Annotated in this window: 30 protein-coding genes; 14 read left to right on the top strand and 16 right to left on the bottom strand. The window is 71.1% G+C overall.

The window, feature by feature from the left end:
• The first annotated feature begins 37 nt into the window (after positions 1-37).
• From ABEA24_RS16430 to ABEA24_RS16415, 4 genes are all read left to right on the top strand, one after another.
• Positions 38-496 (top strand): hypothetical protein, encoded by a 459-nt coding sequence (locus ABEA24_RS16430; protein ID WP_345431701.1) that lies wholly within the window; start codon positions 38-40, stop codon positions 494-496.
• 215 nt (positions 497-711) lie between these two features.
• The gene (locus ABEA24_RS16425) at positions 712-1,422 is read left to right on the top strand and encodes a polymorphic toxin-type HINT domain-containing protein (RefSeq protein ID WP_345431700.1); all 711 of its coding nucleotides are present in this window, start codon (positions 712-714) and stop codon (positions 1,420-1,422) included.
• An 8-nt stretch (positions 1,423-1,430) separates the two neighbouring features.
• Positions 1,431-1,826 carry a hypothetical protein gene (locus ABEA24_RS16420; protein ID WP_345431699.1) on the top strand — a complete coding sequence of 132 codons (396 nt, stop codon included), beginning with the start codon at positions 1,431-1,433 and terminating at the stop codon, positions 1,824-1,826.
• A 52-nt stretch (positions 1,827-1,878) separates the two neighbouring features.
• Entirely contained in the window at positions 1,879-2,184 is a 306-nt protein-coding gene (locus ABEA24_RS16415; protein ID WP_345431698.1) for a hypothetical protein, read from the top strand.
• 166 nt (positions 2,185-2,350) lie between these two features.
• Here the strand turns inward: ABEA24_RS16415 and ABEA24_RS16410 are convergent, their stop codons facing one another.
• The 3 genes from ABEA24_RS16410 to ABEA24_RS16405 all read right to left on the bottom strand — a co-directional run bounded on the left by ABEA24_RS16410 (position 2,351) and on the right by ABEA24_RS16405 (position 3,397).
• Complete coding sequence (locus ABEA24_RS16410) at positions 2,351-2,791, bottom strand: MFS transporter (protein ID WP_345432181.1); 441 nt, start codon at positions 2,789-2,791, stop codon at positions 2,351-2,353.
• Between the two features lie 172 nt (positions 2,792-2,963).
• Positions 2,964-3,251, bottom strand: coding sequence for a hypothetical protein (locus ABEA24_RS53545; RefSeq protein WP_425551195.1), 288 nt, complete (start codon positions 3,249-3,251; stop codon positions 2,964-2,966).
• The gene (locus tag ABEA24_RS16405) at positions 3,242-3,397 is read right to left on the bottom strand and encodes a hypothetical protein (RefSeq protein ID WP_345431697.1); all 156 of its coding nucleotides are present in this window, start codon (positions 3,395-3,397) and stop codon (positions 3,242-3,244) included. Before ABEA24_RS16405 ends, ABEA24_RS53545 begins: the two co-directional genes overlap by 10 nt.
• A gap of 223 nt (positions 3,398-3,620) precedes the next feature.
• Here ABEA24_RS16405 and dapB point away from each other — a divergent pair, with 223 nt between their 5' ends.
• Both dapB and ABEA24_RS16395 read left to right on the top strand, forming a co-directional pair.
• The gene (gene dapB / locus ABEA24_RS16400; protein ID WP_345431696.1) at positions 3,621-4,358 is read left to right on the top strand and encodes a 4-hydroxy-tetrahydrodipicolinate reductase; all 738 of its coding nucleotides are present in this window, start codon (positions 3,621-3,623) and stop codon (positions 4,356-4,358) included.
• A 67-nt stretch (positions 4,359-4,425) separates the two neighbouring features.
• Positions 4,426-5,643: a WD40 repeat domain-containing protein gene (locus tag ABEA24_RS16395; RefSeq protein WP_345431695.1), complete on the top strand. Its 1,218-nt coding sequence runs from the start codon at positions 4,426-4,428 to the stop codon at positions 5,641-5,643.
• A gap of 131 nt (positions 5,644-5,774) precedes the next feature.
• Here the strand turns inward: ABEA24_RS16395 and ABEA24_RS16390 are convergent, their stop codons facing one another.
• The gene (locus tag ABEA24_RS16390; protein WP_345431694.1) at positions 5,775-6,509 is read right to left on the bottom strand and encodes a hypothetical protein; all 735 of its coding nucleotides are present in this window, start codon (positions 6,507-6,509) and stop codon (positions 5,775-5,777) included.
• Positions 6,510-6,889: 380 nt separating this feature from the next.
• Between ABEA24_RS16390 and ABEA24_RS16385 the strand changes: the two genes are divergently transcribed.
• On the top strand, positions 6,890-8,110 hold the full coding sequence (locus tag ABEA24_RS16385) for a PP2C family protein-serine/threonine phosphatase (protein ID WP_345431693.1): 1,221 nt from the start codon (positions 6,890-6,892) through the stop codon (positions 8,108-8,110).
• 30 nt (positions 8,111-8,140) lie between these two features.
• On the opposite strand, the gene ftsH is transcribed toward ABEA24_RS16385, so the two are convergent.
• The 6 genes from ftsH to ABEA24_RS16355 form a co-directional block, all read right to left on the bottom strand.
• Positions 8,141-10,114, bottom strand: coding sequence for an ATP-dependent zinc metalloprotease FtsH (ftsH, locus tag ABEA24_RS16380; RefSeq protein WP_345431692.1), 1,974 nt, complete (start codon positions 10,112-10,114; stop codon positions 8,141-8,143).
• Between the two features lie 60 nt (positions 10,115-10,174).
• The gene (modA, locus tag ABEA24_RS16375) at positions 10,175-10,921 is read right to left on the bottom strand and encodes a molybdate ABC transporter substrate-binding protein (protein WP_345431691.1); all 747 of its coding nucleotides are present in this window, start codon (positions 10,919-10,921) and stop codon (positions 10,175-10,177) included.
• Positions 10,922-10,997: 76 nt separating this feature from the next.
• Positions 10,998-12,038: an ABC transporter ATP-binding protein gene (locus ABEA24_RS16370; RefSeq protein ID WP_345431690.1), complete on the bottom strand. Its 1,041-nt coding sequence runs from the start codon at positions 12,036-12,038 to the stop codon at positions 10,998-11,000.
• Positions 12,026-12,802: an ABC transporter permease gene (locus tag ABEA24_RS16365; protein WP_345431689.1), complete on the bottom strand. Its 777-nt coding sequence runs from the start codon at positions 12,800-12,802 to the stop codon at positions 12,026-12,028. The genes ABEA24_RS16370 and ABEA24_RS16365 overlap by 13 nt, the downstream gene beginning before the upstream one ends.
• On the bottom strand, positions 12,799-13,578 hold the full coding sequence (gene modA, locus ABEA24_RS16360; RefSeq protein ID WP_425551204.1) for a molybdate ABC transporter substrate-binding protein: 780 nt from the start codon (positions 13,576-13,578) through the stop codon (positions 12,799-12,801). Before modA (ABEA24_RS16360) ends, ABEA24_RS16365 begins: the two co-directional genes overlap by 4 nt.
• Positions 13,578-13,964 (bottom strand): TOBE domain-containing protein, encoded by a 387-nt coding sequence (locus ABEA24_RS16355; protein WP_345431687.1) that lies wholly within the window; start codon positions 13,962-13,964, stop codon positions 13,578-13,580. The genes modA (ABEA24_RS16360) and ABEA24_RS16355 overlap by 1 nt, the downstream gene beginning before the upstream one ends.
• Before the next feature lie 238 nt (positions 13,965-14,202).
• Here ABEA24_RS16355 and ABEA24_RS16350 point away from each other — a divergent pair, with 238 nt between their 5' ends.
• A complete protein-coding gene (locus tag ABEA24_RS16350; RefSeq protein ID WP_345431686.1) occupies positions 14,203-15,300 on the top strand; it encodes a sugar ABC transporter substrate-binding protein in 1,098 nt (365 codons plus the stop codon).
• A 56-nt stretch (positions 15,301-15,356) separates the two neighbouring features.
• On the opposite strand, the gene ABEA24_RS16345 is transcribed toward ABEA24_RS16350, so the two are convergent.
• The 3 genes from ABEA24_RS16345 to ABEA24_RS16335 all read right to left on the bottom strand — a co-directional run bounded on the left by ABEA24_RS16345 (position 15,357) and on the right by ABEA24_RS16335 (position 18,674).
• A complete protein-coding gene (locus ABEA24_RS16345) occupies positions 15,357-15,956 on the bottom strand; it encodes a malonic semialdehyde reductase (protein WP_345431685.1) in 600 nt (199 codons plus the stop codon).
• A gap of 194 nt (positions 15,957-16,150) precedes the next feature.
• Entirely contained in the window at positions 16,151-17,017 is an 867-nt protein-coding gene (locus tag ABEA24_RS16340) for a 1,4-dihydroxy-2-naphthoate polyprenyltransferase (protein WP_345431684.1), read from the bottom strand.
• A gap of 25 nt (positions 17,018-17,042) precedes the next feature.
• Positions 17,043-18,674: an MFS transporter gene (locus ABEA24_RS16335; protein ID WP_345431683.1), complete on the bottom strand. Its 1,632-nt coding sequence runs from the start codon at positions 18,672-18,674 to the stop codon at positions 17,043-17,045.
• Positions 18,675-19,050: 376 nt separating this feature from the next.
• Between ABEA24_RS16335 and ABEA24_RS16330 the strand changes: the two genes are divergently transcribed.
• The 3 genes from ABEA24_RS16330 (at position 19,051) to ABEA24_RS16320 (ending at position 21,185) form a co-directional block, all read left to right on the top strand.
• Positions 19,051-19,539 carry a MarR family winged helix-turn-helix transcriptional regulator gene (locus ABEA24_RS16330; protein WP_345431682.1) on the top strand — a complete coding sequence of 163 codons (489 nt, stop codon included), beginning with the start codon at positions 19,051-19,053 and terminating at the stop codon, positions 19,537-19,539.
• Between the two features lie 66 nt (positions 19,540-19,605).
• Positions 19,606-20,295, top strand: a complete 690-nt coding sequence (ung, locus tag ABEA24_RS16325) for a uracil-DNA glycosylase (protein WP_345431681.1) — start codon at positions 19,606-19,608, stop codon at positions 20,293-20,295.
• Positions 20,296-20,468: 173 nt separating this feature from the next.
• Positions 20,469-21,185 (top strand): hypothetical protein, encoded by a 717-nt coding sequence (locus tag ABEA24_RS16320; RefSeq protein WP_345431680.1) that lies wholly within the window; start codon positions 20,469-20,471, stop codon positions 21,183-21,185.
• Between the two features lie 41 nt (positions 21,186-21,226).
• Here the strand turns inward: ABEA24_RS16320 and ABEA24_RS16315 are convergent, their stop codons facing one another.
• From ABEA24_RS16315 to ABEA24_RS16305, 3 genes are all read right to left on the bottom strand, one after another.
• The gene (locus tag ABEA24_RS16315; protein ID WP_345431679.1) at positions 21,227-21,820 is read right to left on the bottom strand and encodes a GNAT family N-acetyltransferase; all 594 of its coding nucleotides are present in this window, start codon (positions 21,818-21,820) and stop codon (positions 21,227-21,229) included.
• 29 nt (positions 21,821-21,849) lie between these two features.
• Entirely contained in the window at positions 21,850-22,389 is a 540-nt protein-coding gene (locus ABEA24_RS16310) for a CGNR zinc finger domain-containing protein (protein ID WP_345431678.1), read from the bottom strand.
• 170 nt (positions 22,390-22,559) lie between these two features.
• On the bottom strand, positions 22,560-23,957 hold the full coding sequence (locus ABEA24_RS16305) for an aminotransferase-like domain-containing protein (protein WP_345431677.1): 1,398 nt from the start codon (positions 23,955-23,957) through the stop codon (positions 22,560-22,562).
• Here ABEA24_RS16305 and ABEA24_RS16300 point away from each other — a divergent pair.
• The 3 genes from ABEA24_RS16300 (at position 23,956) to ABEA24_RS16290 (ending at position 26,840) form a co-directional block, all read left to right on the top strand.
• The gene (locus ABEA24_RS16300; protein WP_345431676.1) at positions 23,956-24,930 is read left to right on the top strand and encodes a DMT family transporter; all 975 of its coding nucleotides are present in this window, start codon (positions 23,956-23,958) and stop codon (positions 24,928-24,930) included. The genes ABEA24_RS16305 and ABEA24_RS16300 overlap by 2 nt on opposite strands.
• A gap of 415 nt (positions 24,931-25,345) precedes the next feature.
• On the top strand, positions 25,346-25,807 hold the full coding sequence (locus ABEA24_RS16295) for a MarR family transcriptional regulator (protein ID WP_345431675.1): 462 nt from the start codon (positions 25,346-25,348) through the stop codon (positions 25,805-25,807).
• A 61-nt stretch (positions 25,808-25,868) separates the two neighbouring features.
• Positions 25,869-26,840 carry a zinc-binding dehydrogenase gene (locus ABEA24_RS16290; protein WP_345431674.1) on the top strand — a complete coding sequence of 324 codons (972 nt, stop codon included), beginning with the start codon at positions 25,869-25,871 and terminating at the stop codon, positions 26,838-26,840.
• The last annotated feature ends 21 nt before the right edge of the window (positions 26,841-26,861 follow it).

Genomic DNA, 26,861 nt, shown 5'->3' with positions numbered 1-26,861 from the left:
GCCAGCTCGGGACCATTCATCCCACTCTGGAGATTCCATGAGCATCATCATCGACTTCGTCCGTAGGCGGCCAGGAAACGTGCTGCCAAACGGTGATGCTGTCGACTTGTCGACTGCATCATCCGTTCGGCTCCTGTATTCACTATTCATGGGGGATATTGTGGTTAGATCGGCCGCCGTCGATTTTACGACGAAGTTCGGATCTGTCTCCATGCTTAGTGTGCTTACCGGCCTCCCTGAAGCTATTTCTGATGCCCTTATTTCGGGCAAGGGGAAATTTCAGTTCTTTGAGCAGGATGAGCATCTGGTAATGCGCCGTCGAGGTGATTGTGTCGAAATAAGATGCAGTTATGCTGAGGGGGTAATGAGGGTGGCGAATGAGGAGCTTGTCATTGCCATCCTCCAATTCTCGAAGCAGTCTGTTGTGGACACTGTTGAGCAGTACCCGGAGATCCTCGATAACCCCAACTTTCTAAAGTTGACATTTCTTCGCTGAGTATCTGCGAACTCCGGGGCTGCCACCGCTCGAAAGACTGCCGGCGACGCAAGGAATCGATGCTGGTTTCATTCTCGCATAAACCAATCCGCCTCCATAATGAATGTGGGGTCGCACACGGAACTCGGTGATGACGGTTTCCCCGAGCAGTGGTCGGAAGATGACGTTCCCGATGCCGTCGCAGATGTAGTTACTGGGCCCGACGGCGTGCATGTGTGGAAAGCTGGATCCGAAAGCTTCGTACCAGGGGCATTGGTCCGGCTGGCAAACGTGATGCGCTACCCGGCGCTGATCCCGGTACCCACGATCAAACCCATATGGTCGCCGCCATACATGTCACACAAACCGACCGCGATTACACCGACGTCCCGGTAAGTACCCCCACCGGCCCGTACACCATCACCGGCACCAGCCACCACCTGTACTGGGACGCAACCACCCGAGCCTGGACCCGAGCTGACCACCTCCACGCCGGCGACCGTATCCAGACCACACAAGGCCACACCGCAGCCATCGTCGCCCTACACCGCCACACCGCCACGATGGTCACCTACAACCTCACCATCGACGGCCTCCACACCTACTATGTAGAAGCAGGCGCCACGCCAGTCCTCGTCCACAACTGTGGTGATCTTGGTCCAAAGTGGAAGCCGCGCCCTGCATCTGAGATCTGTCGATCTACTGGATGTGAAGATGTTGCACGCCAGATCCAACAGCAGATCGGCGGGGAGGTTCGCCGGATTGAATCGCCAGTTCCAGGCGGCAATCTGGGTAGATATCGAGGCCAGTGGACCGAATGGCGTCACCACGAGGTCGTTGTTCGCGATGGCAGGGTCTATGATGGCTTCACGGGTAGAACCGGCCTGCCGATCGACGAGTACAAATCTCTGTGGACTGATCTGTATCCGAATGAGTTCCCATTCTGAGAGGCGCTGTGAACTATCGAGAGCTGTTCCAGTCCGTTCGGCGTAGGCCGATACTTCACGGCCTCGACGCCACCTATAAGGCTGGTGTTGCCTTCATTCTCGGCTGCGATGCAGGTACTTCGGGGATCTTGCTGTCTGGATTCAGAGAGTGGCTCATCGTTCGACTCAATGATGGAAATAATTTGTCCTGGCCAGGCTTGGTTCTGCAGATAATTAGTGTCGAGTTTGTTGGGCAAAACGAAGAGCAATCCGATGTCGAAGCCCAGAGGTTCGATCGACTCTTTCGGCTGCTCGATGAATTTTTGGAGCAGAGGGATGAGCGAGATGGCATGGCCCGTATCTATAGCCATTATATCGAATGGCTGAATGACCAATCATGGTTCTGTCCAGAAATGCTAAAATAGTTACCGCAACTGAGGTTTTCTCGCTGACTTTCAGCTTATCCTGCGGTGATTGATGTCTGATGCAGCATTCAAGGTGGCCGACGACCCTGCGAGCATCTTTGTGAAGGACACGCATCTGGCTTCATTCGATGGGAACTACGCCAAGTTTGCAACTGCAGACAAACGGCGAGCCCAGTCGTGGATTGCGGAGGGGCTCAGGTCTGGCCGCGCAGTGTTCAAGCTAAATGGGGCCTATGATACCTTCAAGGTTGAGGTCGATATGCAGAGGGTAATTGGAGCGAAGGGGCGGACGGGCATAAGGATTATTGCGGCCAATGATCGCAGAGTTGTCAATGCATTCTCCTTCAAAGTGGGGTAATCCCATGAGGATGCATTATTGCGACATCAATTCGCGGGACGTGCAAGGGGTAACACTCGCGGATCTGCTGGTAAATATTGAGGCCGATTTCGAGATGATCGATGGCCATAAGGTGATCCACCGAGCGGCGTTTCAGGATGTGGACCGGGACGAGAGGGTCCTTCGCTCACCGGGCCTGCTGGACGGCGAACAGGGTGATCAGCACCGCCGCGGCCGCGACCGAGCCGAGTGTTGAGGCTCCGGTCCAGCCGTGGTCGTTCGTGCTCACCATGCCGTAGACCAGTGCGGCGAGACCTGGAGTGATCAGCGTGCCGTCCAGCAGATTCGAGCGCTGCGCGGTCACCGCTCCGCGCGGAGCGGGGATCGCATCCCGGCCGATCAACAGTCCGGCGACGCCTATGGGGACGAGCATGAAGAAGATCCATCGCCAGTCCGCCGCGTCGGTGACGACTCCGCCGATGGCCGAGCCAGCGGGCGCTCCGACGGATCCGACGCCGCTCCAGATGGCTAACGCACGCGCCCGCCGGGCACCTTCGGGGCCGACATGATCAGTGTCAGCATCGCTGGCATGAGCACCGCCGCGCCCAGGCCTTGCACGGCGCGACAGGCGAGCAGCGTCGCCGGGTCCTGGGCGAAGCCAGCGGCCAACCGGGACGCGGTAAGACGGCCAGTCCGGTTATCAGGGTCCAGCGGAGCCCGAAGGCGTCGGCGGCACGTCCCTCGGTCAGCGGGAATCCGGCGAACGTGAGCGTGTAGGCGTTGATCGCCTACGGCGGGGATTAACTCCCTGAACGGCACCTGTTAGCAGGTGAAGGTCTCCGCCGAACGTTGCCGCGTCGACCGAGTCGTTGGGTCAGCGCCGCTCGCGGGCCACCCGAGAGTCCTAAGTCAGCCCTTCGGTCGGTTAGACGGCGTGGGTGTCGGTGCCGCACAGGATGTATAGGTCGTCGCCGAAAACGGCGGAAATCTGGATTTGGCCGCCAAGTGCCTGGACGGCGCGCGATGGTCTCGACTGTGGAGACCTCGCCGCGTTCGATCTGGGAGACCCGGCTTTTGGTCACGCCCATCTTCTCGGCAACGTCGGTCTGCGAGAGGCCGAGTGGCCGTCAATGTAGGCCTGGTTGCGCTTGCGGGCTTCGGCGATGCCCCGCTCGCCGCCGGCTCCGGCGACGACGTCGGCGCGTACGTCGCTCCACCTGGGGAAGTTCGTCATCGTTGTTCCTCCTCGATCCGGCGTTCCTTCAGGTACTCGTCGTAGAGGTCTTCGGCGCGAGGGACGGCCCGTTTATACCAGCCAGACCAGTTCCCCGCCTTGTCCATGCTTTACCTGCTCGGCCTCCGATCCGCTGCCGAAGCTTTGCGCGGGGCGAGCTGCGAAGCGCGGACGTCCGGGGCTCGGCGATAGGCTCGGCTGGTCAAGCGGACGGGAGGACGTTGTGGTCAAAGTTGGGGTGCTGGGCGCGCGTGGGCGTGTCGGAGCCGAGCTGTGCCGTGCGGTCGAGGCGGCGGATGACCTGGAGCTCGTCGCGGCGGTGGACGCCGGTGACTCCCGGGAGCCCATCGAGGCCGCCGAGGTCGCGATCGACTTCACCCACCCTGACGCGGTCATGGACAACCTGCGCTGGTGCGTCGAGCACGGCGTGCACGCGGTCGTGGGCACGACCGGGTTCGACGAGGAGCGGCTCGCGACCGTACGCGGGTGGCTGGGGGAGCGGCCGGGGACGAACATCCTGATCGCCCCCAACTTCGCCGTGGGCGCGGTGCTCATGATGCACTTCGCCCAGAAGGCCGCCCCGTTCTTCGAGTCGGTCGAGATCGTCGAGCTGCACCACCCGAACAAGGCGGACGCCCCCAGCGGGACGTCTCGGCGCACCGCCGAGCTGGTCACGGCCGCGCGGGAGAAGGCCGGTGTCGGCCTGTCCCCGGACGCGACCACGACCGGCCTGGAGGGCGCGCGGGGCGCGGACGTCGACGGCGTCCGCGTGCACGCCGTCCGCCTGGCCGGGCTGATCGCGCATCAGGAGGTGCTGCTGGGCGGGCACGGCGAGACGCTGACGATCCGGCACGACTCGCTGAGCCGCGAGTCGTTCAGTCCGGGCGTGCTGCTCGCCGTCCGCCGCGTCGGCGAACTCTCCGGTCTCACCATCGGCATCGAGTCGCTGCTCGGCCTCTGACCGCCGTACGACCGGCCCGCCTGTCCAGCGGCCCGGACAGGTCCGCGCAAACGAGGGAGCTCGCCCGGTGATCGAACAGTGGCAGGCCATGGCCGGCGAGGGTCGCGAGTTCGAGGCGTGGGACGAGATCACCCGCTACGCCGAAGACCTGCCGGAGGACGAAGTCGGGGCGCTGATCGAGGACCTGGCCGGCTGGCCGGGTCGGCGCCCGATGCCGTACCGCTGGTGGGAGCGGCGTTCCCGGGGTGAGTGGGCGCCGTGCTTCCTCCTGGCCGACCACCGCGTCCTGTTCGGCGACTTCGAGATGCACGACATGGAGGACCCCGACGCGTACGAGGAGTTCTACGGAACCTCGGCCATGGGCGACGAAGGTTTCTTCAGCGGCTTCAACGCGATCGGGACCAGCCCGGACCTGCGTTGGACGGCGCTCGTTTCCGAAGCCGAGGGCAACAGCTCCAGTGGCGGGCTGGAGGTGTTCGACGCCGAGACCGGAACGTGGGAGGCCGACGGCGTCCAAGAGGACGATCGCTACATCGGCTGGGGCGAGGACGTGGCCGTCAGCCCGGACGGCTCGCTCGTCGCGGCCGCGGGCAGGTTCGACCGGCAGGTGATCGTCTGGCGCGTCCCGGGGCCGGAGCGCCTGTGGGCCGCGGGCTCGTGGGGGACGGGGAAGGAGGCCGGGTACTCCCACATCGGCTTCAGCGGAGACGGGAGGCTGACCGTGGCCGTGAGTTCCGCCTCTCCATGGGACGAAGCCGTCGAACGGAATGTCGTGGTGGCCGACGCCGAGACCGGCGACGTCATGTTCACGACGGCGACGGTCGTCGCGGGAGGTGCCGTGCTGGATCACTCCGGTGCCCGGCTTGCCCTCATCGGACCCGCCGGTGACCTGCTGATCTACCGGTTGCCCGACGGGGAGGTGGTGGCCCGGCACCGTACGGCCCTGCCCGGCGCCGGCGTGCTCGCGCTTTCACCAAAGGGTGACACGGTCGCCGTCGGCGGCGACGGCGGCATGGAACTCGTTGGACGGTCGACCGGGCGCGTGCCGGCCGAGGGAACGTGCCGGGCCATCACCTGGTCGCTGGACGGGCCACGCGCCCTGTTCACCTCGGAAGAGGCCGCCACGGTGATCGACGGCCAGAGGCGCGCGCTGTGGACACGCCCTATGGAGGATCCGAGCCTCCTCGTGGCCGCCTTCACGCCCGGCGGGCACACACTGGTCACGATCGAGACGTACCCCGCCGAGATCACCGCCTGGTTCCTGGACCACGACCTGCGGGGGTGAACTCACCGGGGACCCACGCGCCACAGAACGCATGACGACTGGCCTTGTGTACCGGCGTGCACGGTGAAGGGCCGGTTCGCGCTTGGCGGACCTTTGGAAGAGCTGCCAGGGGTGGGCTTCACCGGGCGCGGTCAGGCGTTGAGGCGGGTGAGCAGCGTTTCGACCAGCGCGTGCAGGGACTCGCGGGAGCCGTGTCGGAGGTAGGCGCGGACGCGTCCGAGTACGTCGACGCGGGTGCCGTGGCCGAGGCCGGCTCGCAGGTGCAGTGGTCCCGAGCGTCCGGGCGGTCCGAACCACCAGGCGGCCTCTCGAGTATGCCGCCGCAGTACCTCGCCCGCGTACGCGCCGGCGAGCACGGTCAGGTCCCCGTCGGTGAACTTCTCGTCCTCGTCGTCGGCGCGCAGGCCGTGGAGGCGCCGTCGCTCCTCGAGCGCGTCGTCGAGGAGCGTCAGCGACTCGACGGAGCCGTCGAGCCCATGCTGGGCGGCGAAGCGGTCGGCGTTCGCGCCCTGCAGCGCGTCGAGGTCCGGGGAGCCGTCGAGCAGGTTGGGAATGCGGGCCGGCCGCCCGGTGGCCGGGCGTGGGCGCAGGGCGCTGCCGATCGTCGCCGCGATGTCCCGGTCCCACAGGAACTGCAGCACGCTCCCGGGCGGTTCGCCGGTGCTGTGCACGAGAACGGTCGAGCGGCGTCCCTCTCCGCCGAGCCGCTCGGCGTGCGCGAGCGCGCCGGCCACCTTGATCATGAGCAGGACGTAGTCGAGGGCCTCGCGCTCCGGCGCCCAGTCGTCCGCCACGAGCCAGAAAGCCTGGTCGCCACCGGGGGGACCCGTGACGAGATCGACGCTGTCGAGGTCGGCGAGGCCCACTGGATGAACTCCGTACGGGGGAAGTGTTCGCTGCGGCGTACATTGTCGCGCCGTTGGGCATCCGTGTGCACTTCGACCCGCCGCGTGCCAGGCGAGTCACCGGCACCGTCGGTGCCGGACCGTACCGGTTTATCGCAAATGCCGTCCGGGTAGGCGTTGGTCACGGCCGCTGCCGGCGGCCGAGGTGTGGTCATCACGCGGCCGAGTACGCCCGGTTCATCCCGGCACGTGCCCAAGGCATTCCCGTCATGACCTGCGCACCGTCTCGTCAGCGCGCGCGCCCGGCGTCGTCGCCTCGACGCGCCCGGCGGCGGGCACCGGAATCGAACGGGAGGCCGGCCGCGATGACGTCGATCGCCCGGGATCCTCGGAGCGGCGAGATGGACGGACCGGTGGGGAAGGCCGTCGCGGAGCTCCTGAGCCGGTCGCACCTGCTCCGGCCGGGCAGCGTCGCCGAAGCCTTGGCCGAGTCCGCGGAGCCCCTCGGCGTCCGCGGGGTCACGGTCTACCTCGCCGACCTCGGGCAGCAGTACCTGGTGGCCATGCCCCGGGCGGACGGCCGGGCCATGCCCGTGCTCGCGATCGACTCGACCCTCGCCGGGCGGGCCTTCCGGACCATTGAGGTCCAGCTCGCCACGGACCCGGACGGGCGGCACCACGTGTGGCTGCCGCTCATGGACGGCACCGAACGGCTGGGCGTCCTGGAGATCCTCGTCGACGACGTGAGCGAGGCGATGCTCGGGCGCTGCCGTACGCTCGCCTCACTCGCCGGGCTCTTCGTCGTGAGCAAGAGCGCCTACAGCGACACCCACGCCCAGGTGCGGCGGACGCAGCAGATGGCTCTGCAGGCCGAGATGGTCTGGGCGTTCATGGCACCGCCGACGTTCGCCACGGACGACGTCATCGTCGCCGCCGCGATCGAACCCGTGTACGGGGTGGGCGGCGACGCGTACGACTACTCGTTGCTCGGTGACCGCCTGCACGTCGCGGTGTTCGATGCCGTCGGGCACGATCTGCCGGCCGGCCTGATCGCCAGCGTGGCCATGGCCAGCTGCCGGAACACCCGGCGTGCCGGCGGCGACCTCACCGACCTCGTGGCCCGCGCCGACCACGCGATCGCGGGCCAGTTCGGCGGCTCGCGGTTCGCGACCGCCCTGCTGTGCGACCTCGACGTCACCGGCGGCCGGTTCCGCTGGATCGCCTGCGGGCACCCGCCTCCGCTGCTGATCCGCGGCAACAAGGTGATCAAGGAGCTGTTCCGCCGGCCGCGGCTGCCGCTCGGCCTGCCCGAGGACCGGCACGACCTGGATCTGGCGGCGCCCCCGCCCGTCCACACCGAGCAGTTGCAGCCCGGCGACCGCCTCCTCCTCTACACCGACGGTGTCATCGAGGGGCGGGCCGCCGACGGCACGCAGTTCGGCGTGCGGCGTCTCGGCGACTTCGTCATCCGGCACAGCGCGGCCGGCATGCCCGCCTCCGAGACGCTGCGTCGCCTGGGCCGCGCCATCCTCGACTTCCAGCACGGCCGGCTGGCCGACGACGCCACGACCGTCATCGTGGAGTGGCGACCGGACGACCCGCAGCGGCAGTACGGGTTCTGAGCCGGTCAGGCCCCCATCTCGGGACGCCGGTCAGGCTCCCACCTCGCTGGGCTCCGGGCGGCGGTCGACCCCGGCCGCGGCGTACGCCTCGATCTCGTCGAGGGTCTCCTTCTCCAGCAGGGCCTCGGTCAGCGCGTCCAGCTTGTCGCGGTTGTCGCGGAGCGTCTGGACGGCCTCGGCGTAGCACTCGTCCACGATCCGGCGGGTCTCCTCGTCGACCGCGTTCAGCGTCTCCGGGGCGAGGTACTGCCCCCCGGCAGGGTCCCCGCCGTCCGACGGCAGCACCGACAGGCGCCCGACCTTCTCCGACATGCCCCACCGGCCGACCATCGAGCGGGCGATCCGTGTGACCTGCTCCAGGTCGCTCTCCGCACCGGTCGTGACCACGCCGAAGACGACGTCCTCGGCGGCCATCCCACCGAGCGCGCCGATGATCCGCCCGCGCAGGTAGTCGCGGTCGTAGGCGTAGCGGTCGCCATCCGGGGTCGACACCGTCACGCCCATCGCCCGCCCGTGCGGCACGATCGTGATCTTGCGGACCGGGTCCGCGCCGGGGAACAGCATGCCCAGCACCGCGTGCCCGGACTCGTGGTACGCCGTGCGGCGCCGCTCCTCCTCGGGGATCACGATGCCGCGCGCCGTGCCGAGCTGCACCTTGTCCAGCGCGGAGGTGAACTCCGCCCGGCCGATCGTGTCACGCTCGCGCTTGACCGCCAGCAGCGCCGCCTCGTTCACCAGGTTGGCCAGGTCGGCGCCGGTCATGCCCGGCGTCATCTTGCCGATCGCGGTCAGGTCGGCGTCCGGGGCGAGCGGCAGGCCCTTGGTGTGCACCTTCAGGATCTGCACCCGGCCGTCCAGGTCGGGCGGGGAGACGGCGATCTGGCGGTCGAAGCGCCCCGGGCGCAGCAGGGCGGCGTCCAGGACGTCCGGGCGGTTCGTCGCGGCGATGACGACGACGCCCTCCGACCCGCTGAATCCGTCCATCTCCGTCAGGATCTGGTTGAGCGTCTGCTCGCGCTCGTCGTTCCCGCCGAAGCTGCCGGCGCCGCGCGCCCGGCCGATCGTGTCGATCTCGTCGATGAAGATGATCGACGGGGCCGTCTTGCGCGCCTCCTCGAACAGCTCGCGTACGCGGGCCGCGCCCACGCCGACGACCATCTCGACGAACTCCGACGCGGCGGCGGAGTAGAAGGGGACGTCCGCCTCACCGGCCACGGCGCGTGCGAGCAGCGTCTTGCCGGTGCCGGGCGGGCCGGTCAGCAGCACCCCGCGCGGGATCTTCGCGCCGAGCCGCCGGTACTTGTCCGGGTGCTTGAGGAAGTCGACGACCTCGGTCAGTTCGTTCTCGACCTCGTCGATGCCGGCGACGTCCTCGAAGGTCGCCCGCTTGGCATCGGCGCCGACCGGCTTCGGCGTCCGTTTCAGACTGCCCAGGACGCCGCCGCCACCGGCCCGCCGGGAGATCCACACCATCGCGGCCACCCACAGGCCGACGAACAGCAGGGTGGGCAGCAGGGACATCACGAGGCTGGAGAGGAACCCGCGCGGCTCGTTGATCGGCTTGGCCTGGATGACCACGCCCTTGGCCACCATGTCGGCGTAGACCTGGTCCTGGGCGAAGGAGGGCCGCTCGGTCCGGAAGTCGCGGTACTTCTTGCCCTTCTCGTCGGGCTGCGGCTGCGAGCTCTTCAGCTCTCCCTGGATGGAGAAGCCCTTGGTGTAGATGTCCTTGACGTTCCCGGCCTGCACCTGCTTGGTGAACTCGGTGTACGGGACCGTGATCTCGGCCTTCTGCCCGGACATGAACGCCGACAGGTAGCTCGACCCGAAGATCAGCGCGAGCAGCAGCCAGAAGATCCACAGGCGGTTCGGCGGCCGCAGCCGTCCCTGACCGGGCGGCTGCGGGCCCTGCCGGTCGGGGACGCCCTCGGAGCGCCAGGGCGTCTTCGGGTCCTTCCGTGGCGGGGCGGGTGACTCGCGCCGCCGCGTTGACTCTCCGGCCACTTCACGCTCCTTAACATGCCTATGTCCGGACAAGGCTATCCGGGCGGTTTTACGCTCGGGTCACGGAGTGGGGAAGCCGTATTTACGCAGGATCGTCTTGGCGGTGGGGGAGCCGAGCCAGGCGACGAACGCCTTCGCGGCCGCACCGTGGGCGCTGCCGCGTACGGCGGCGGCGAAGTAGGTGGCGGTGACGTTCTGCTGCGCCGGGATCGGGACGCTGCTCGCCGAGATCCCGGCCGACCGCATGTCGGTCACGTAGACGATCCCCGCGTCGGCCGCGCCCGTACGGACCCGGGTGAGCACGGTGCGCGCGTCGGCCTCCTCCGACCTCGGCCGTACGGTGACGCCCGCCTTGGCCAGGACCTGCGCGGCGTACCGGCCCACCGGGACGATCGGCCCGCCCAGGACCACGCGCAGCCGGCGGTCGGCGAGCGAGGCGAGCCCCTGGACGCGTTTCGGGTTGCCGGGGGCGACGGCGATGGTCATGGAGTTGTACGCGAAGAGGCGGCGGCCGGAGACCTTCGTCGCCACCGGGTCCATCGACGCCCCGTCGGCGGTCGCCAGCACGTCGGCCGGCTCGTGGTCCTCGATGTCCATCGCGAGATCCTGCGAGCCGGCGAACTCGAACTGCACGGTCACACGCCGGTCGGCCGCGTTGTACGCCGTCCCGAGCTCCTCGAACGCCTCGGTCAGCGAGGACGCGGCGAGCACCTTCAGCGTGAAGCGCTCGTCGCCGGAGGCGACGCCGCATCCGGCCAGCGCCAGGGCGACCGCGGCGAGAACGGCGACACGCGGCTTGGGGGGCATGCGGGCCACTTTAGGACGGCCCATCGCCTATTACCGGGCACAACGCGCCGTCGGGGCAGATATGCGCGTGTCGCCGTCAGGCCGGATATGCATGTGTCTCGGCGGCCTTGACCGCCGCCCACACCGGGTCTCCCTCGGCGAGGCGGAGCTCGGCCAGCGCGGCGGGCGTCACGTCGGCGGCCGCCCGCACCGGGCCCTCCAGGTAGATCCGTATCTGGTCGGCGTGGGGCTCGATGCCGCCGACGGTCGCCTGCCACAGGTTGCGCGGGCTGCCGTCGGGGCGCGTACGGAACAGCGCGACGGCCGACGGAGGGAACGCCAGGAAGACCTCGCCGTCCAGGGCCTCGGCCGCGTCGAATCCCACGCCCTCGCCCAGGGAGACGGTGTGGCCGTGGGCCGTTCCCCGGTAGAGGTTGAGGCCGACCAGGCGGGCCACGTAGTCGGTCCGCGGGTGGCGGGCGACGTGCGCGGGGGCTCCCTCCTGCACGACGCTCCCGTTCTCGATCACCACGAGCCGGTCGGCGAGGGCCATCGCGTCGAGCGGGTCGTGCGTGACCAGGACGGCGGTCCCCTCGAAGTCGGCGAGATGGCGGCGCAGCCGGGCGCGGACGCCGAGCCGGGTGTGCGCGTCCAGGGCGGACAGCGGCTCGTCGAGCAGCAGGAGCCGAGGCCGTACGGCCAGGGCACGGGCCAGCGCGACCCGCTGCGCCTGCCCGCCCGACAGGGTGCGCGGCTTGCGGGCGGCCTGGTCGGCGAGGCCGACCCGGTCCAGCCATTCCGCGGCCAGCCGCCGCGCCTCGCGCCGGCGCATGCCCTGGCAGCGCGGTCCGAACGCGACGTTCTCCAGCGCGGACAGGTGCGGGAAGAGCAGGTAGTCCTGGAACACGACGCCGACCGGGCGGCGCTCGGCGGGCCGGTCGTGCCACGGCTCCCCGTCGACGTCGATGTGCCCCTCCGACAGGGGCGTCAGGCCGGCGAGCGCGCGCAGCGCCGTGGTCTTGCCCGCGCCGTTCGGGCCAAGCAGCGCGACGACCTCACCCGGCGCGGCGGTCAGCGCCAGGTCGAGGGTGAAGGCCCCCTGCCGTACGACGAGACGGGCGTCGATCACGAGACCCATCGTCCCCGGAGCCCGGCCAGCACGATCACCGAGACGGCCAGCAGCACGAGACTGAGCACGATCGCGGCCTGCGGGTCGTTCTCCAGCGCCAGGTAGACCGCGAGCGGCATCGTCTGCGTACGGCCGGGGAAGTTCCCGGCGAAGGTGATCGTGGCGCCGAACTCCCCGAGCGCCCGCGCCCAGCACAGCACGGCCCCCGCGCCCACCCCCGGCGCGATCAGGGGCAGGGTGACGCGGCGGAACGTCGTCCACCGGGTCGCGCCGAGCGTCGCCGCGGCGTCCTCGTAGCGCAGGTCGGCGGCGCGGACCGCGCCCTCCACGCTGATCACCAGGAACGGCAGGGCCACGAACGCCTCGGCCACCACCACGCCCGCGGTCGTGAAGGGCAGCGTCACGCCGAACCAGCGGTCCAGCCAGCGCCCCGCCAGACCGTTGCGCCCCAGGGCGAGCAGCAGGGCGACGCCGCCGACCACCGGTGGGAGCACCAGCGGGACGGTGACGAGCGCGCGCACCAGCCGCCGGCCGGGGAAGTCCACCCGGGCCAGCACCCAGGCCAGCGGCACCCCGACGAGCAGGCAGAACAGGGTCGCGAGCGTCGCGCTGACCAGTGACAGCCGGAGGGCTTCGAGGATCTCGGGCCGGGCCAGGCGGGTGCCGAGCGTCGACCACGGGGCGCGCAGGAGCAGACCGGCGAGGGGGAGGACCAGGAAGGCGAGGCCGAGGAGCGCCGGCAGCACCAGCACCCACGGCGCTCGTCGGTTCACGGCTTTTCGAACCCCGCCTGGAGCAGGGTGGTCTGCCCCTGCTGTGAGAGCACCGATTGGACGAACTCCCCGGCCAGTCCGGGCTGCGGCGCCTTACTGATCGCCGCGATCGGGTAGTCGTTGATCGCCTTGGCGGCCTCGGGGAAGTCGATGCCCTTGACCTGCCCGGCCGCCGCCTTGACGTCGGTGCGGTAGACGAGGGCGGCGTCGGCCTCGTTCAGCCGGACCTTGGTGAGGGCGGCCTTGACGTCCTGTTCCTGGGAGACCGGCTTGACGGTGAGGCCGGCGGCCTTCAGCGCCTTGAGGGCCGCCGCGCCGCAGGGCACCTGCGGGGCGCACAGCACGACCTTGACCTTGGAGCTCGCCAGGTCCTTCAGGGCCGCCACCTTGGCCGGATTCGCGGGGGGTACGGCGATCTCGAGGCGGTTGCGCGCGAAGACGCGCGGTCCCGACGCCCGACCGGCGTCGGTGACCTGCTTCATCGTGGCGGGGCTCGCCGCGGCGAACACGTCGGCCGGCGCGCCCTGGTCGATCTGCTGGGCCAGCGCCGAACTGCCGCCGAAGTTGAACTTCACCTTTACGCCGGGATGGCTCGCCTCGAAGGTCTTGCCCAGCGCGGTGAACGTCTCGGTGAGGGAGGCCGCGGCGAAGACGACGACCGTCCGCGTCTTGCCGGACGTGCCCTTGCCGTCCTTGCCGGTGCTGCCGCAGCCGGCCGCGAGGACGCCCGCGAGCGCGACGATCGACGCGGTCCGGAACGTGGTGCGATGACTGATCACTGGGGCAGCTCCACGACGACGTTGGTTGACTTGACGACCCCCACGGCGACCACGCCGGGTTCCAGGCCGAGCTCGTCGGCCGCCTCCCGGCTCATCAGGGAGACGACGCGGAACGGTCCGGCCTGGATCTCGACCTGTGCCATCACCCCGTCGCGTACGACCTCGGTGACGATGCCGCGCAGCCGGTTGCGGGCCGAGGACGGCGGCGCGCCGCCCCGGTCGGCGGGAGAGCGGACGAAGGCCGCCAGATCGGCGCCCGAAACGATCCGGTGGCCCTGCTCGTCGCGCCGTGCCGGCAGTCTTCCGGAGTCGATCCACCGGCGTACCGTGTCGGCGCTGACGCCGAGCAGGGACGCGACCTCACTGATCCGGAACGCCGTCACGTAGATCAGTGTAGTCGCCGCAGAAGCGGCAAATCACCCACTATGTAGCTCGCAAATACGGTATGTCCGTGCTCGGGATCCTCGCAGAAGCCAGGCCCCGGGGCGGGCAGTGGGGAGACGCCGTGGTGACCGGTTGCAACGCCGCGGTGCGTACGCTTGTGACCTGGGGAGATGTCTTTCGGGTCGGGGCGCGTCGCGGGCCGCGATGGACCGGGCGGCGCCGGTATTCGGGGGCGTGATGAGAGCACGACTCGTTCGCGGCGCCGTCGGCGGCGTCACACTCGGCGCGCTGTACGGGATGGCCGGCTGCGGAAGCGTCGAACAGGACCGGGATCTCGGCGTCGTCGCCTCCGCCGAGCGCGGCTTCGGGGTCGGCCTGCTGCTGCCCGGAGGGAGCGGGCGCACCGACCGTGACCGCCACTACATCCGGGACGAGCTCGCCGCGCAGTGCCCGAAGTGCCGGCTCTTCTTCGCTGACGCGAACGGTGAGGCGGACCTGCAACTCCAGCAGGTCGACCTGATGATCGTCAACGGTGTGAAGGTCATCATCCTCGACCCCGTCGACGACAAGGCGATCGCGTCGGCGGTGACCAGGGCGCACCGGAAGGGAGTCAAGATCGTTGCGTACGACCGTCTTCCCGCCGGGCCGGTGGACGCCTACACCTCATTCGACAACGTGCAGGTCGGCCGGGAACAGGGCTTGGCGCTGCTCGCCGCCATCAAGAAGGGCGGCGACCCGAGACGCGGCGACATGGTGATGATCAACGGTTCGCCGACCGACCCGAACACCGCCGAGTTCAAGAAGGGGGCACTGTCCGTGCTCCAGGGCAGGGTCAGGATCGCCAGGTCGTACGACGCTCCGAATTGGCGGCCCGATCTCGCGGCGGCCGCGGCGGCCGCCGCGTTCATCGCGCTCGGTCCACGCCGCATCGTGGGCGTGTACTGCGCCAACGACACCATGGCCGGTGGCGTCAGCGTGGCGATGCGCAAGACCGGGGTCCGGCCGGGCACTCCGCTCACCGGCCAGGACGCCGCGCTCGACGCCGTCCAGCGGATCCTCCTCGGCACGCAGACGATGACGGTGTACAAGCCGATCCGGCAGGAGGCGAAGAACGCCGTCCGGTCGGCCGTGGCCCTCGTCTCAGGGAGGAGACCGCCGTCCAACCGCACCGTTTCCAACGCGACCGGCCATTCCGTACCCGCTTCGATCATCAATCCGGTCGCCGTCGACCGGTCCAACGTCAAGGAGACGGTGGTGAAGGACGGCTTCTGGACCGTGCGCGCCATCTGCACCCGGGAGGTCGCGGCGGCCTGCCAGGCGGCAGGCCTCACCTGAGAGGCCGGCGGCCGCGGGCCGCGCCGGCCCGTCGAGCGGGCCGGCGGTCCCGGCGGTCAGACGGTGGTGACCACCTGGTCGTACTCCAGGCGCGGGTTACGTGGGAACCAGGCGTTCGGGCCGGGCTTGCCGATGTTCACGACGGCCAGCACCTGGTGGCCGCCGCCCGGGAAGAACTCCTTGGCGACCGCCTCGGCGTCGAAGCCGGCCATCGGCCCGGCCGCCAGCCCGGCGGCGCGCACACCGACGATGAAGTAGCCGACCTGGATCGCGCCGTTGAACGCGGCCATCCTGGAACGGACCTCCGGCACGCCGTGCAGGCCGTCCCTGGCGTCCGGCTTGTGGGGGAACACCGTCGGCAGGTGCTCGTGGAAGTCGCTGTCGGCGGCGAGGATCGCCACCAGCGGCGCCGCCGCGGTCTTGGCCTTGTTGCCCTCGGCCATGTGCGTGACGAGGCGCTCGCGGGCCTCGGGGGTGCGTACCAGCACGACGCGCAGGGGCTGGGTGTTCATCGCGGTGGGCGCCCACTTGACGAGGTCGTAGATGGCGCGCACCTGCTCCTCGGACACGGGCTCGTCGGTGAAGGCGTTCGCCGTACGGGCCTCGCGGAACAACAGGTCCTGGGCGGTGGGGTCGATGCTCAGCAGCTCGCTCACGGTCACTCCTCCTTCGATGTCCGGTGGGTCGTTCCACCGATGGCAGGAGCAACACTAATTGAAGATTCAACTATTCCCGCCGTGACGTGCCTCACGGCCGCGGACCTCACGGGCGCGGACCGCACGGGTGGACCTCACAGGAGGACCGCCCGTACGGACCGCACGGGCGCGGGCCGTACGGACGCGAAGTCCCTTTAGAGGGCCAATCCGAGAGTGAAGAGCGCGCCGAAGATGATCTGCAGCCGGCCGGTCTCCCCGAGCACGGCGATCAGCTCGCGACCCTTCGCACCCCGCAGCACCCGCGCGTTGGGCGCGATCGCCAACAGCGCCGACGCCAGCGCCAGGATCGCCCACGGCCGGGAGAACGCGACGATGACGACGGACAGGAACGCCGCGACGTCGCACCCGGTGTACAGCAGGCGCGTACGCCCGTCGCCGAGCAGCACCGCGAGGGTGCGCTTGCCGGAAGCGGTGTCGGTGGGGATGTCGCGCAGGTTGTTCACGACGAGCATCGAGCACGAGAGCAGCCCGACGGGCACCGCGGCCACCCAGGCCGCCCACGGCAGGCTCTCCAGCTGCACGTACGCCGTGCCGACCACGGAGACCAGGCCGAAGAACACGAAGACCGACAGCTCACCCAGCGCACGGTAGCCGTACGGGCGCGAGCCCCCGGTGTAGAACCACGCCGCCGCGATCGCCACCGCGCCGATCAGGATGAGCCACCAGGACGTGACGATGGCGAGGACGAGCCCGGCCACCGCGGCCAGCGCGAAGCAACCGAACGCCGCGGCGAGCACCTGCTTCGGCGGCGCGACCTTCGAGCCGACCAGCCGCATCGGCCCGACCCGGACCTCGTCGGTGCCACGGATGCCGTCGCTGTAATCGTTGGCGTAGTTCACCCCGATCTGCAGCAGGAGGGAGACGAAGAGCGCCAGCAGCGCCCGCCACCACACGAAGTGGTCGTAACCGATCGCCACGCCGGTGCCGACGGCGACGGGAACGATGGAGTTGGGGAGGGTTCGGGGTCGCGACCCGGCGACCCACTGGGAGAGGGTCGCCACTATCGCCCTTTCGCGGAGCCGATGATCATGCGGGTGATTCTTCCGGATCCGGATCGGTGTCGCGACGTAGCCTCAAAGTCAGCAGCAGACCGACGGCCAGCAGAGCCGCCGTGGCGAGGGCCGCGCGGTCGGTCGCCACGGCCAGGCTCTCGTCGGCGGCCCGGGACAGCCGGGGATCCTCCTGCCGCAGGTCACGGGCGAAGGTGCCCGCGCTGTCGCGCAACCGCTCCGCGTACGCCGCGCCCCGCCCGGCCGGCAGCCCCGCGTCGCGCACCCGCGCCGTCATCGCGTGGCTCAGCCCGACCGCGAACACCGCGCCGATCAGCGCGATCCCCAGCGCCGAGCCGACCTGGCGCGCCGTCGACTGGGTCCCGGAGGCGAGGCCCGCACTGGCGGGCGGGACGTCGCGCAGCACGATCCGGGTGAGCTGCCCGGTCGTCAGGCCCAGGCCGATGCCGTACACCAGCATCCACGGCGCCAGCTGGAACCCCGTGGTGTCCGCGCGCGTGGTCAGGCCGATCAGCGCCGCGGCGACGACCTCCAGGGCCATGCCGGCCTGCAGCATCCGGGCCGCGCCGAGGCGGCGCGACAGCCGCGCCGACAGCCCGCCGGCGATGAACGTGCCGATGGCGAGCGGCAGGATCGCCACGCTCACCTGCAGCGGGGAGTTCCCGTGTACGTCCTGGAGGAACAGCGGCAGCACGAACATCAGCCCCAGCTCGCCGACGCTGATCAGCGAGGCCGCCGCGTTGCCGCGCCGGAAGTCGGGGATGCGGAACAGAGAGAGGTCCAGGACCACCGGCCGCCCCGCCGCCGCCCGCGCCCGCTCGACGGCGACCAGCGCGACCAGCGCGAGGACCCCGGCCGCCAGGGCCACCGGGACCGGCGAGATCCCGGCGCCGGGCCAGTGGACCGGACCGGCGGAGAACGGGCGGGTGGCCGACCACCAGCCGTACCGCTGCCCCTCGATCAGGGCGAAGACGACACCCGCGAGGCCGGCCGTGCTCAGCACCGTGCCCTGCCAGTCGCCGACGCGGCGGACCGCCGGATCGCGGGTCTCGGGCACGAGCAGCAGCGTCCCGGCGACGATCGCCGCGCCGAGCGGCACGTTCACGCCGAACGCCCACCGCCAGCCGTACGACGTCGCGAGCCAGCCGCCGAGCAGCGGGCCCAGCGCGGCCATGCCCCCGATGAGCGACCCCCAGATCCCGAACGCGACCGCCCGGTCCCGACCCGTGAAGACGGCCGTCACCGTGGAGAGCGCCGCCGGCAGGATCATCGACGCGCCGACCCCCTGCAGGAGCCGGGACGCGACCAGCTCGGCGCCGCTGCCGGAGCGGGCGGCGAGGAGGCTCGACGCGACGAACACCACGGTGCCGAGGACGAGCATCCTGCGCCGGCCGTACGCGTCGCCCGCCCTCCCGAACGGGATCAGCAGCGCCGCGAACACGAGGGAGTAGATCGAGGTGATCCACTCAGCGCCCGTCGTGGTCAGCCGCAGATCGCCGACGACCCTGGGGAGCATGACGTTGACGATCGTCGCGTCGACGATGATCAGCGAGACCCCGAGGCTGATGACCACCATGCCGAGCCACCGGCGACGCCCGGGCGAGGCGGTCGCGGATGCGGGCAGAAGGGGAGCCGAGCGCAAGGTCATCGAAGGGTTCCAGAGCGGTTCGTTCGATCCTGAATCGTTCGGCGTCAAACCTACCTCCGCTCTTCCCGGCCCCTGCCGGGCCCCCTCCTCAGGCCCCCACGGCCCCCGATCCCGCTGGTCCGGCGACTCACGATCCCGCCGACCCTGCGGCCCCGGATCCGGTCGCCGTCCGGCTCCGGACCCGCTTGCCCTGCGGCCCCGGATCCCGTCGCGCCGCCGCTCCGGATCCCGCGGTCCGCGCCACCGGATCCTGCGGCTCGCAGCCCCGATCCTGCGGTCCGCGGCCCCGATCCTGCGGTCCGCGGTGCCGGATCCTGCGGTCCGCAGCGCCGGATCCCGCTGGCCCTCGGCGCCCCGAGCACGGAGAATGTCTGCCGTGCGCACCTCTGAGGCCGATCTCGAACGCATGTCGCTGTCCCGCCTGCTGGCCGTCGCCGGCCACGTCGTCGCCATGCGCTGGCAACGCCTCATGGGAAGCTACGGCCTCACCCCCCACGGCCTGGCCGTGCTCGCCTCCCTTGAACGCGGATCGGCGCTCACCCAGCGGGAGCTCGCCAAACGCTGTGGAATCGCCCCCTCGACACTCAACCACACGGTCGACCACCTCGAGCGCTCGGGCTGGATCGAACGGCGCCGCGACGCCTCCGACCGCCGCCTCGTCCGCCTCGCGCTGACCGAGACGGGCCGCCGGCAGCTCAAGCAGGCCGAGGACGCGGCGGGCAGCCAGATGGAGCCGATGCTCGACCACCTGCGACCGGCCGACGAGCGGATCGTACGCGGCTTCCTCCTCGCCACCGTCCTGCGCTTCCAGACGATGGACGACGAGGACGCGTCGGGCGATCCGGCGCGGGCCGACCGCTTCTGACCGATCGAACGGCGTCACCCGGGAGATCGCCGGAATCCGTCCCTGGGTGGTGTTAGGTTGCGGCGCATGTCCTTCGACCTGCTGGAGCTGCTGCCCGATGCCTGGCGCGAGCGCGTGGAGCCGCTGCTCGACCCCGACGCGACTCGCCGTCTCGGCGACTTCGTGGCCGCCGAGTACGACGCGGGCACCGTCTACCCGCCGCTCCCCGACCTGTTCAGCGCCTTCCGCCTGTGCGGGCCCGACGACGCCCGGGTGCTCATCCTCGGCCAGGACCCCTACCACGGGCCCGGCCAGGCGCACGGACTGAGCTTCAGCGTGCGGCCGGGCGTGCGGATCCCGCCGTCGCTGCGCAACGTCTTCAAGGAGCTCCATGAGGACCTCGGTGTCCCGGTCCCGTCCACCGGAGACCTGACGCCGTGGGCCGAGCGGGGAGTGCTGCTGCTCAACGCGGTGCTGACCGTCCGCGCCGGCAAGGCGGGCTCCCACGCGGGGAAGGGCTGGGAGGAGTTCACCGACGCCGTGATCCGGGCGCTGGACGCCAAGAGCGAGCGCGTGGTGTTCGTGCTGTGGGGCGCCTACGCCCGCAAGAAGCGCGACCTCGTCACCGGCGCGCAGCACGCCGTGTTCGAGGCCGGGCACCCCAGCCCGATGAACCCCAGGGGCTTCCTCGGCAGCCGTCCCTTCAGCGCGGTCAACAAGGCCCTCGCCGACGCCGGCCTCCCCGAGATCGACTGGACGCTCGAAACGCCGGCGTAGCAGCGGACCGGCCGCACCTCCGGGACCCGCCGGTGCGGCCGACCGCCGGGCGATCCGGCCGACGGACCGGGTGTGCGCATACGGCGGGTCAGACACGCCCCAGGGCCGGACAACCCCACCGGACGTCGGCGCGTCCTCTCAGAGGACGCGCTCAGCGGGCGAGGGGGCGAGTGATGAGGACGAGGGCCGCGGCCACCGCCATCATCGCCGCGACGGCGGTGGTGGCGCAGGCCGGTTGCGATGGCGGCGGGCACGACGACGCGCCGAAGGCCGGGTCGTCCCCGGCCCGATCGTCTGCCTCCGCCTCCCCCTCACCGAGCGTGCGCTACACGGCCGAGCAGCTCAAACGTGCCTTGGTCGAGCCGCCCGCGCGCGCCACGAACGTCAAGAGCGAAAGCGGCACCGCCGACACGGTGCTTTCCCGGCTTGGGGAACCAGGCCCCTCGGCCACGGTCACCACCGCGCCGGGTTGCCCGGCGTACGGCCCGGCAGGCCGCGGGGCCGTCGGGCGGACACCGGTCGCGTTCCTGTCATTCAGCCGGGATGAGATGTTCTTCACTGTTCTGCTCTCCGCGTCCTCCGACGCGCGGACGAGCCGGTTCGTCACCCAGGCACTCCCGAAGGCCTGCCGGTCGTTCAAGACGAATGCCGGCGGGACCGCGACCACCGCGACGATCGTCGCAGACGATCCGTACGCCATCGGGGAGGGCGGACGGGTCCGCGAGACGGACGAGACCTCCAGCGGCGTGCGGCTGCGCGTATGGGAGGTCGCGTTCGTCGGTGCCGGATACTTCGCGTCCTGCCAGGTGGGCGGCCTGAACGCCACCCGCGCGGAGGCCGAGCGGCTGGCGCGGCAGACGTACCGCAAGGCGGGCGCGACGCTCCACTAGGGGTGTCTGCCGGTCCGTCACCGGATCGCGCCCAGGACGTGTCAGGCGAGGGCGGTGTGGAGGCGCACCATCGCGACCGGCTGGCCCATGTCGACCTTGCTGTGGGCGCCGTCGGGCGCCCAGCCTGCCGACGTCAGGAAGCCCCGCAGTGTGTCGTCCGCGGCGAAGACCCAGGTGACGGCGGTGGCGCAGCCGTCCTCGCGCAGATGGTCCACCGTCGCGGCGAGCAGGCGGCTGCCGTGCCCGGACCGCCCGTGGGCGGGGTCGACGAGCAGGGTCAGCAGTTCGCCGGTCGTCTGCGGATCCTGGTCGGCATCGTCCGCCGGGGCGTGCGCGGCGAACCCGGTGATGACGCCCTCGTCCACGGCGACCAGCAGCCGGTGCCGGGGACTCGGCGGCGCGGCGATCGCCTCCGCCCAGCGCTCACGCCACAGGGCGGCCGCCTCCGGGCCCGTCATCTCGGCCAGCGCGGCATCGGGGATCACGCCGCGATACCCCTCGCGCCAGGCCCGCACCTGGATCTCCGCGACGGCGGCCACGTCTCCCGGATACGCCGCCCGTACGCCCACCACGCCCACCGGTGTCTCGCCCCCCGCTCCTGTCACATCCCGTACGCCGACGACCGTACCGCGCACCCGCCGGACACGGCCGGGTCCGGGTGCCGTCAGGCGTCGGAGGCGGTGGCGCGGCGGCGGGCGCGGTAGGCGCGGGTCTTCGTCCGGTTGCCGCACATCCGCATCGAACACCAGCTGCGCGAGCGGTTCTTCGACGTGTCGAGGAACGCCCACCGGCACGTCGCCTCCCGGCACACCTTGAGCCGGGGCCAGTCGCCCTCGGCGGCGCTGCGCATGACCGCCGCTGCGACGGCCGCGAGCCCGCCGCGGACACCGTCGCGGAGCGGGATCAGCGCGGGGCCGTCGAGCGACACGCGCAGGGGCAGGGCGGCCAGGAGCCGGTCGAGGTCGGCCGGCGGAGCCATGGCGGCCGGGTCGTGGTGGCCGAGCATGGCGGTCCGGAGGCCTTCGCGAAGGGCGATCGCCATCGCCAGGTCGGAGTCGTCCGCGCGCGTGCCGGGCGGCGTCAGCCCGCGCTCGATCAGCCAGCCACCGAGGTCGCACGGCGCGCCGAAGTCGTCGATGTCGCAGTCGACGTCGTACGTGTTGACGAAGTCCCGCAGCAGCAGCGCACTGTCCGAGCCGCTCATCCAGCCTCCATCTCGACACCAGCGTACTGTGATGACCGGTTTCCGTGTCGCTTGGGCGCGTCCGGTAGATCTTGTTCGTAGCGGCCGGACAGAGATCCACCGGACACCCCCGAGGATGCGTCCGGTGGATCTTGTTCGTAGCGGCCGGGCAGAGATCCACCGGACGCGCCCTAGGAGACCTCGGCGAGCGCCTGGGCGAAGCGGGCCGCGCCCTCGGTGAGCTCCGTCTCCCCGGCCGCCGTCCCGTAGCTGAGCCGCATGCGCGGTTTCGGAGGCTCGGCGGGGAAGTAGCGTCGCCCCGGGCTGACCAGGACGCCCGCGCGGAGCGCCGCCTCGGCGAGGGCCACGTCGTCGACGCCCCCGGGAAGGCCGACCCACAGGTGCAGGCCGCCGCGCGGCCGTACGGCGGGGGGCAGGCCGGCCGCGGCGAGCGCGGAGATGAGGGCGTCACGCCGCCGCAGCAGCGCCTCGCCCATGGTACGCAGGTGGCGCGGCCAAGAGGGGGAGGTGACCAGTTCCAGGGCGGTCTCCTGGAGCGGGCGGGCGACGAAGAACGACTCGACGATTTGCGCGGACCGGATGCGTTCGGCGACCGGCCCCCGGGCGATCACGGCGGCGACCCGCAGGCTCGGCGCGGTGGCCTTGGTGAGGGACGCGATGTGCACGACCCGGCCGTCCCGGTCGGCGGCGACGAGCGGCGAGGGAGGCGGGTCGATCGCCAGGTGGCGGCTGTAGTCGTCCTCGACCACGAACGCTCCCGCCGCACGGGCGACGTCGAGCACCTGCGCGCGGCGCGGGGGAGACAGCACCGTGCCGGTCGGGTTGTGGAAGGTCGGCTGGCACAGCAGCGCGCGGGCCCCGGTGGCGGCGAACGCGTCGGCCAGCAGGTCGGTCCGCAGGCCCTCCTCGTCGACGGGCACGGGGACGGGGCGCAGCCCGGCGGCACGGGCGGAGGCCAGGGCGCCGAGGTAGGTGGGCGACTCGACGAGGAGCGGTGCCCCGGGCGGCAGCAGCGCGCGCAGGATCAGGCTGATCGCGGCCTGGCCCCCGCTGGTGATCGTGACGTCGGCGGCGGTGACGTCGCCGCCCGCCGTCCGCGCGAACCACTCCCGCAGCTCGCGCACGCCCGACAGCGGCGGCCGCTCCCACGCGTCAGGGCGGCGGCCCGCCCGCGCGGCGGCGGTGGCCAGCGCGCGTACCGGTTGCAGCCCCGGCGCGAGGTAGCCGCCGCTCAGCGAGACCACGCCCTCGGGCGCCTGGGAGAGCAGGCCCACCACACCGTCGGCGTCGACCGTGCGGTCGCCGAGCGCCACGGCCTGCCAGTCGAGGTCCGCCGGCTCGGCCGGGGCGGGGCGAGTCCGCTCGGCGACGTACGTGCCGCTGCCGGGCCGGGCGACCACGAGGCCTTCCGCGGTGAGCGTGCGGATCGCGCGGGCGACGGTGACGGGGCTGACCTGGTAGCGGGTCATCAGCGAGCGGCTCGACGGCAGCCGGTCGCCGGGGTGCAGCCTCGCCACCTCGGCCCGCAGCTCGGCGGCCAAAGTGGCGATACTGCTATCGTTGTTCATGAGGAATAAGGATAACGCTACTCCCCGCAACCCGGTAGCGCTGCCGGCGGGCTTCGGCGCCGCCGCGCTCGGCGTCCTCGCCTTCTCCTTCACGTTCCCGGCGACCTCCTTCGCGCTGCGCGGGTTCGACCCGTACCTGATCGGTGTCGGCCGGGCGGCGATCGCGGCGGTCCTCGCCGTCGTCGCGCTGCGGCTGATGCGCGCGCAGCGTCCGCGCGGGCGCCAGTGGGCCTCGCTCGGCGTGGTCGCCGGCGGGATCGTCTTCGGCTTCCCGGTCCTGTCCACGCTCGCCCTCGACCACGGTTCGTCGTCCTCGCACGCGGCCGTGGTGGTCGGCCTGCTCCCGGTCGTGACGGCGGTGTTCGCCGTCGTGCGGGCCGGCGAACGCCCCTCGCCGCTGTTCTGGGCGGCGAGCGTGGCGGGTGCGGCGTTCATCGTGGCGTTCACCTTGCGGAACGGGGTGGGGCACTTCTCCCTCGCCGACGCCCTGTTGTTCGGCGCGTTGCTGACGTGCGGCCTCGGCTATGCCGAAGGCGGCCGGCTGGCCCGCGAGATGCCCGGCCCGCAGGTCGTGTCGTGGGCCCTCGTCCTCGCCACGCCGATCACGGTTCCGGTCACGCTGGTCCTCCTGGCCGCCACGCCCATCCATTGGAGCGGCGCGGCCGTGGCCGGCCTGGCGTACGTGTCGGTCGTGTCGATGTTCCTCGGGTTCTTCGCCTGGTACGCCGGGCTCGCGAAGGCGGGGGTCGCGCGAGCGAGCCAGGTGCAGCTCGCCCAGCCGCTGCTCACACTGACCTGGGCCTGGCTGCTGCTCGGTGAGCACGCGGGCGTGAGCACCGTCGTCGCGGCGGCCGGCGTGCTCGTCTGCGTCCTCGCCGCCCAGCGGGCCCGGATCGCGAGCAGCGCCCGCCCGGCGGGCGCCGCCCAGGTCGTCCCGGGCGCCACGCCCACGCGTGAGGCGGCGAACGGCTGACCCCTCGAACGCCGCCCTGGCGTTGTGTCCACGACCCGTCACCCTCGGCCGGTGAGGACCTCGTGCAGGTGGGCGGCGAAGGGTGGCCAGGCTGTGGCCGCCGGGGAACTCGACGACGTCCGTGCCGAAGAGGGCGGCCATCTCCTGGGCGCACCGGTAGTTCGCGATGCTCCGTGAGGCGCGGCCGGCGGCCGGGACGACCCGGACAGGGGTCTCCTTGAGCGCGGTGACGTCGGCGGCGTCGAACGGCGCCTCGATCATCGCCGGGAGATCGTGGGAGAAGAAGAACTCCAGGTTGGCGATGTGTCGGGCGTCGTCGGCGTGCGTCTCCACCGTCACCGGCGGGTAAAGCATCGAAATGGATGGATCAAGATCGATGCATCTAAAGTGATGCATCTGGTTGTAGGGTGCCGCCATGAACGGAGTGGAGCTGTTCCTGCTGGGCCGGATCCTCATGAAGATCGGCGAGGAGGCCATGCCGACGGAGGGGCTGCCGAAGTACACGACCAGCGTCCGGACGGTCCTGATCGTGGCGAGCGACATCGCGGCGCACCCGGACAGCGCCATCGGCGAGATCGCCGCCCGTACGAGCCTGCCACAGAGCCAGGTGTCGGGCGCCGTCGCCCGGCTGCGCGAGGCGGGTTCCATCGTCACGGCGCCCGATCCGCGGGACCGGCGGCGGATGCTCGTGCGGCAGGCGTCCGAGGTCTCCGAGCGGGTCGCGGTCGTCCGTTCGACGCCCATCGACGGCGCGCTCGCCGCCGCGCTCGGCACGGACGACGCGGGGGAGGTGGCCGAAGTCACCGCCCTGCTCGAGACGCTGGCCCGGCGGCTCACGCCGGAGACGCTCGCGCGATTGCGGGCCGAGCCCACTTGACTTGAACCAAGGTTTAGGTTCCAGGCTCTTCGACGACGGCAGTCGTACGGAGGGAGTGACCATGCAGGCGATCGAGGTACGGCGGTTCGGCGGTCCCGAGGAACTGGTCCCGGTGGACCGCCCGGATCCGGAGCCCGGACCCGGGCAGGTCGTCGTGGCGGTGTCCGCGGCGGACACGCTGTTCGTCGAGACGCAGATCCGGTCCGGGTGGGGCGGTGAGTTCTTCGACGTGCGGCCGCCGTACGTGCCCGGTGACGGCGCCGCCGGCGAGGTGACAGCGGTCGGTGAGGGTGTGGACGGCGCGTGGCTCGGGCGGCGCGTCGTCACCCGGACGCCCGGCGGAGGCTACGCGTCCCGCGTCGTGGTGCCGGCCGACGGGCTGCTGCCCGTGCCGGACGATCTGGACCTGACCGCGGCGGCGGCGCTCCTGCACGACGGGGTGACCGGGATGGGCGTCTTCGAGGCGGCCCGGGTACGGCAGGGGGAGTGGGTGCTCGTCGTCGCGGCGGCCGGCGGTATGGGCTCGCTGCTCGTGCAGCTCTCCACGGCGGCCGGCGCGCACGTCATCGCCGCCGCCCGGGGCAAGCGCAAGCTCGACCTGGCCCGCGAGCTGGGCGCCGACGTCGTGACCGACTACAGCGAGCCGGGCTGGACGGACCGCGTGCGCGAGGCCACCGGGGGCGCGGGCCCCGCGGTCGTGTTCGACGGCGCGGGCGGCGAGATCGGCCGGGCGGCGATCGCGGTCGCGGCGGACGGGGCCCGGATCTCCGCGCACGGCGCGCCCAGCGGCGGGTTCGCCCCGATCGACCCGGAGGAGGCGGCCCGGCGGGGACTCACCGTGCGGGGGATCCAGGACGTGCAGTTCGGGCCCGAGGAGTTCCACCGGCTCGCCGAGCGGGCCCTGGACGAGGCGGCGGCGGGCCGGATCAGGCCGGTCATCGGGCGGACCTTCCCGCTCGCCCGCGCCGCCGACGCGCATCGCGCCATCGAGGCGCGCGAGATCCTCGGGAAGGCCCTCCTGCTTCCTTCCTGATCAACCCGCGCGCGATGACTC

The sequence above is a fragment of the Actinoallomurus vinaceus genome, assembly GCF_039542055.1.
Lineage (GTDB): Bacteria > Actinomycetota > Actinomycetes > Streptosporangiales > Streptosporangiaceae > Actinoallomurus > Actinoallomurus vinaceus.
Note: the sequence above shows the minus strand (reverse complement) of the source record. Positions and strands in the feature narration are given on the sequence as shown.

Excerpts from the sequence above, each read along its gene's own strand:
- ABEA24_RS16320 (WP_345431680.1), top strand. The coding sequence starts at position 20,469 with ATGAGGACGAGGGCCGCGGCCACCGCCATCATCGCCGCGACGGCGGTG.
- ABEA24_RS16310 (WP_345431678.1), bottom strand. The coding sequence starts at position 22,389 with ATGAGCGGCTCGGACAGTGCGCTGCTGCTGCGGGACTTCGTCAACACG.
- ABEA24_RS16290 (WP_345431674.1), top strand. The coding sequence starts at position 25,869 with ATGCAGGCGATCGAGGTACGGCGGTTCGGCGGTCCCGAGGAACTGGTC.
- ABEA24_RS16305 (WP_345431677.1), bottom strand. The coding sequence starts at position 23,957 with ATGAACAACGATAGCAGTATCGCCACTTTGGCCGCCGAGCTGCGGGCC.
- ABEA24_RS16405 (WP_345431697.1), bottom strand. The coding sequence starts at position 3,397 with ATGACGAACTTCCCCAGGTGGAGCGACGTACGCGCCGACGTCGTCGCC.
- modA (WP_345431691.1), bottom strand. The coding sequence starts at position 10,921 with ATGCCCCCCAAGCCGCGTGTCGCCGTTCTCGCCGCGGTCGCCCTGGCG.
- ABEA24_RS16385 (WP_345431693.1), top strand. The coding sequence starts at position 6,890 with ATGGACGGACCGGTGGGGAAGGCCGTCGCGGAGCTCCTGAGCCGGTCG.
- ABEA24_RS16295 (WP_345431675.1), top strand. The coding sequence starts at position 25,346 with ATGAACGGAGTGGAGCTGTTCCTGCTGGGCCGGATCCTCATGAAGATC.
- ABEA24_RS16350 (WP_345431686.1), top strand. The coding sequence starts at position 14,203 with ATGAGAGCACGACTCGTTCGCGGCGCCGTCGGCGGCGTCACACTCGGC.
- ung (WP_345431681.1), top strand. The coding sequence starts at position 19,606 with ATGTCCTTCGACCTGCTGGAGCTGCTGCCCGATGCCTGGCGCGAGCGC.
- ABEA24_RS53545 (WP_425551195.1), bottom strand. The coding sequence starts at position 3,251 with ATGGGCGTGACCAAAAGCCGGGTCTCCCAGATCGAACGCGGCGAGGTC.
- ABEA24_RS16300 (WP_345431676.1), top strand. The coding sequence starts at position 23,956 with ATGAGGAATAAGGATAACGCTACTCCCCGCAACCCGGTAGCGCTGCCG.
- ABEA24_RS16430 (WP_345431701.1), top strand. The coding sequence starts at position 38 with ATGAGCATCATCATCGACTTCGTCCGTAGGCGGCCAGGAAACGTGCTG.
- ABEA24_RS16415 (WP_345431698.1), top strand. The coding sequence starts at position 1,879 with ATGTCTGATGCAGCATTCAAGGTGGCCGACGACCCTGCGAGCATCTTT.
- ABEA24_RS16335 (WP_345431683.1), bottom strand. The coding sequence starts at position 18,674 with ATGACCTTGCGCTCGGCTCCCCTTCTGCCCGCATCCGCGACCGCCTCG.
- ABEA24_RS16370 (WP_345431690.1), bottom strand. The coding sequence starts at position 12,038 with ATGGGTCTCGTGATCGACGCCCGTCTCGTCGTACGGCAGGGGGCCTTC.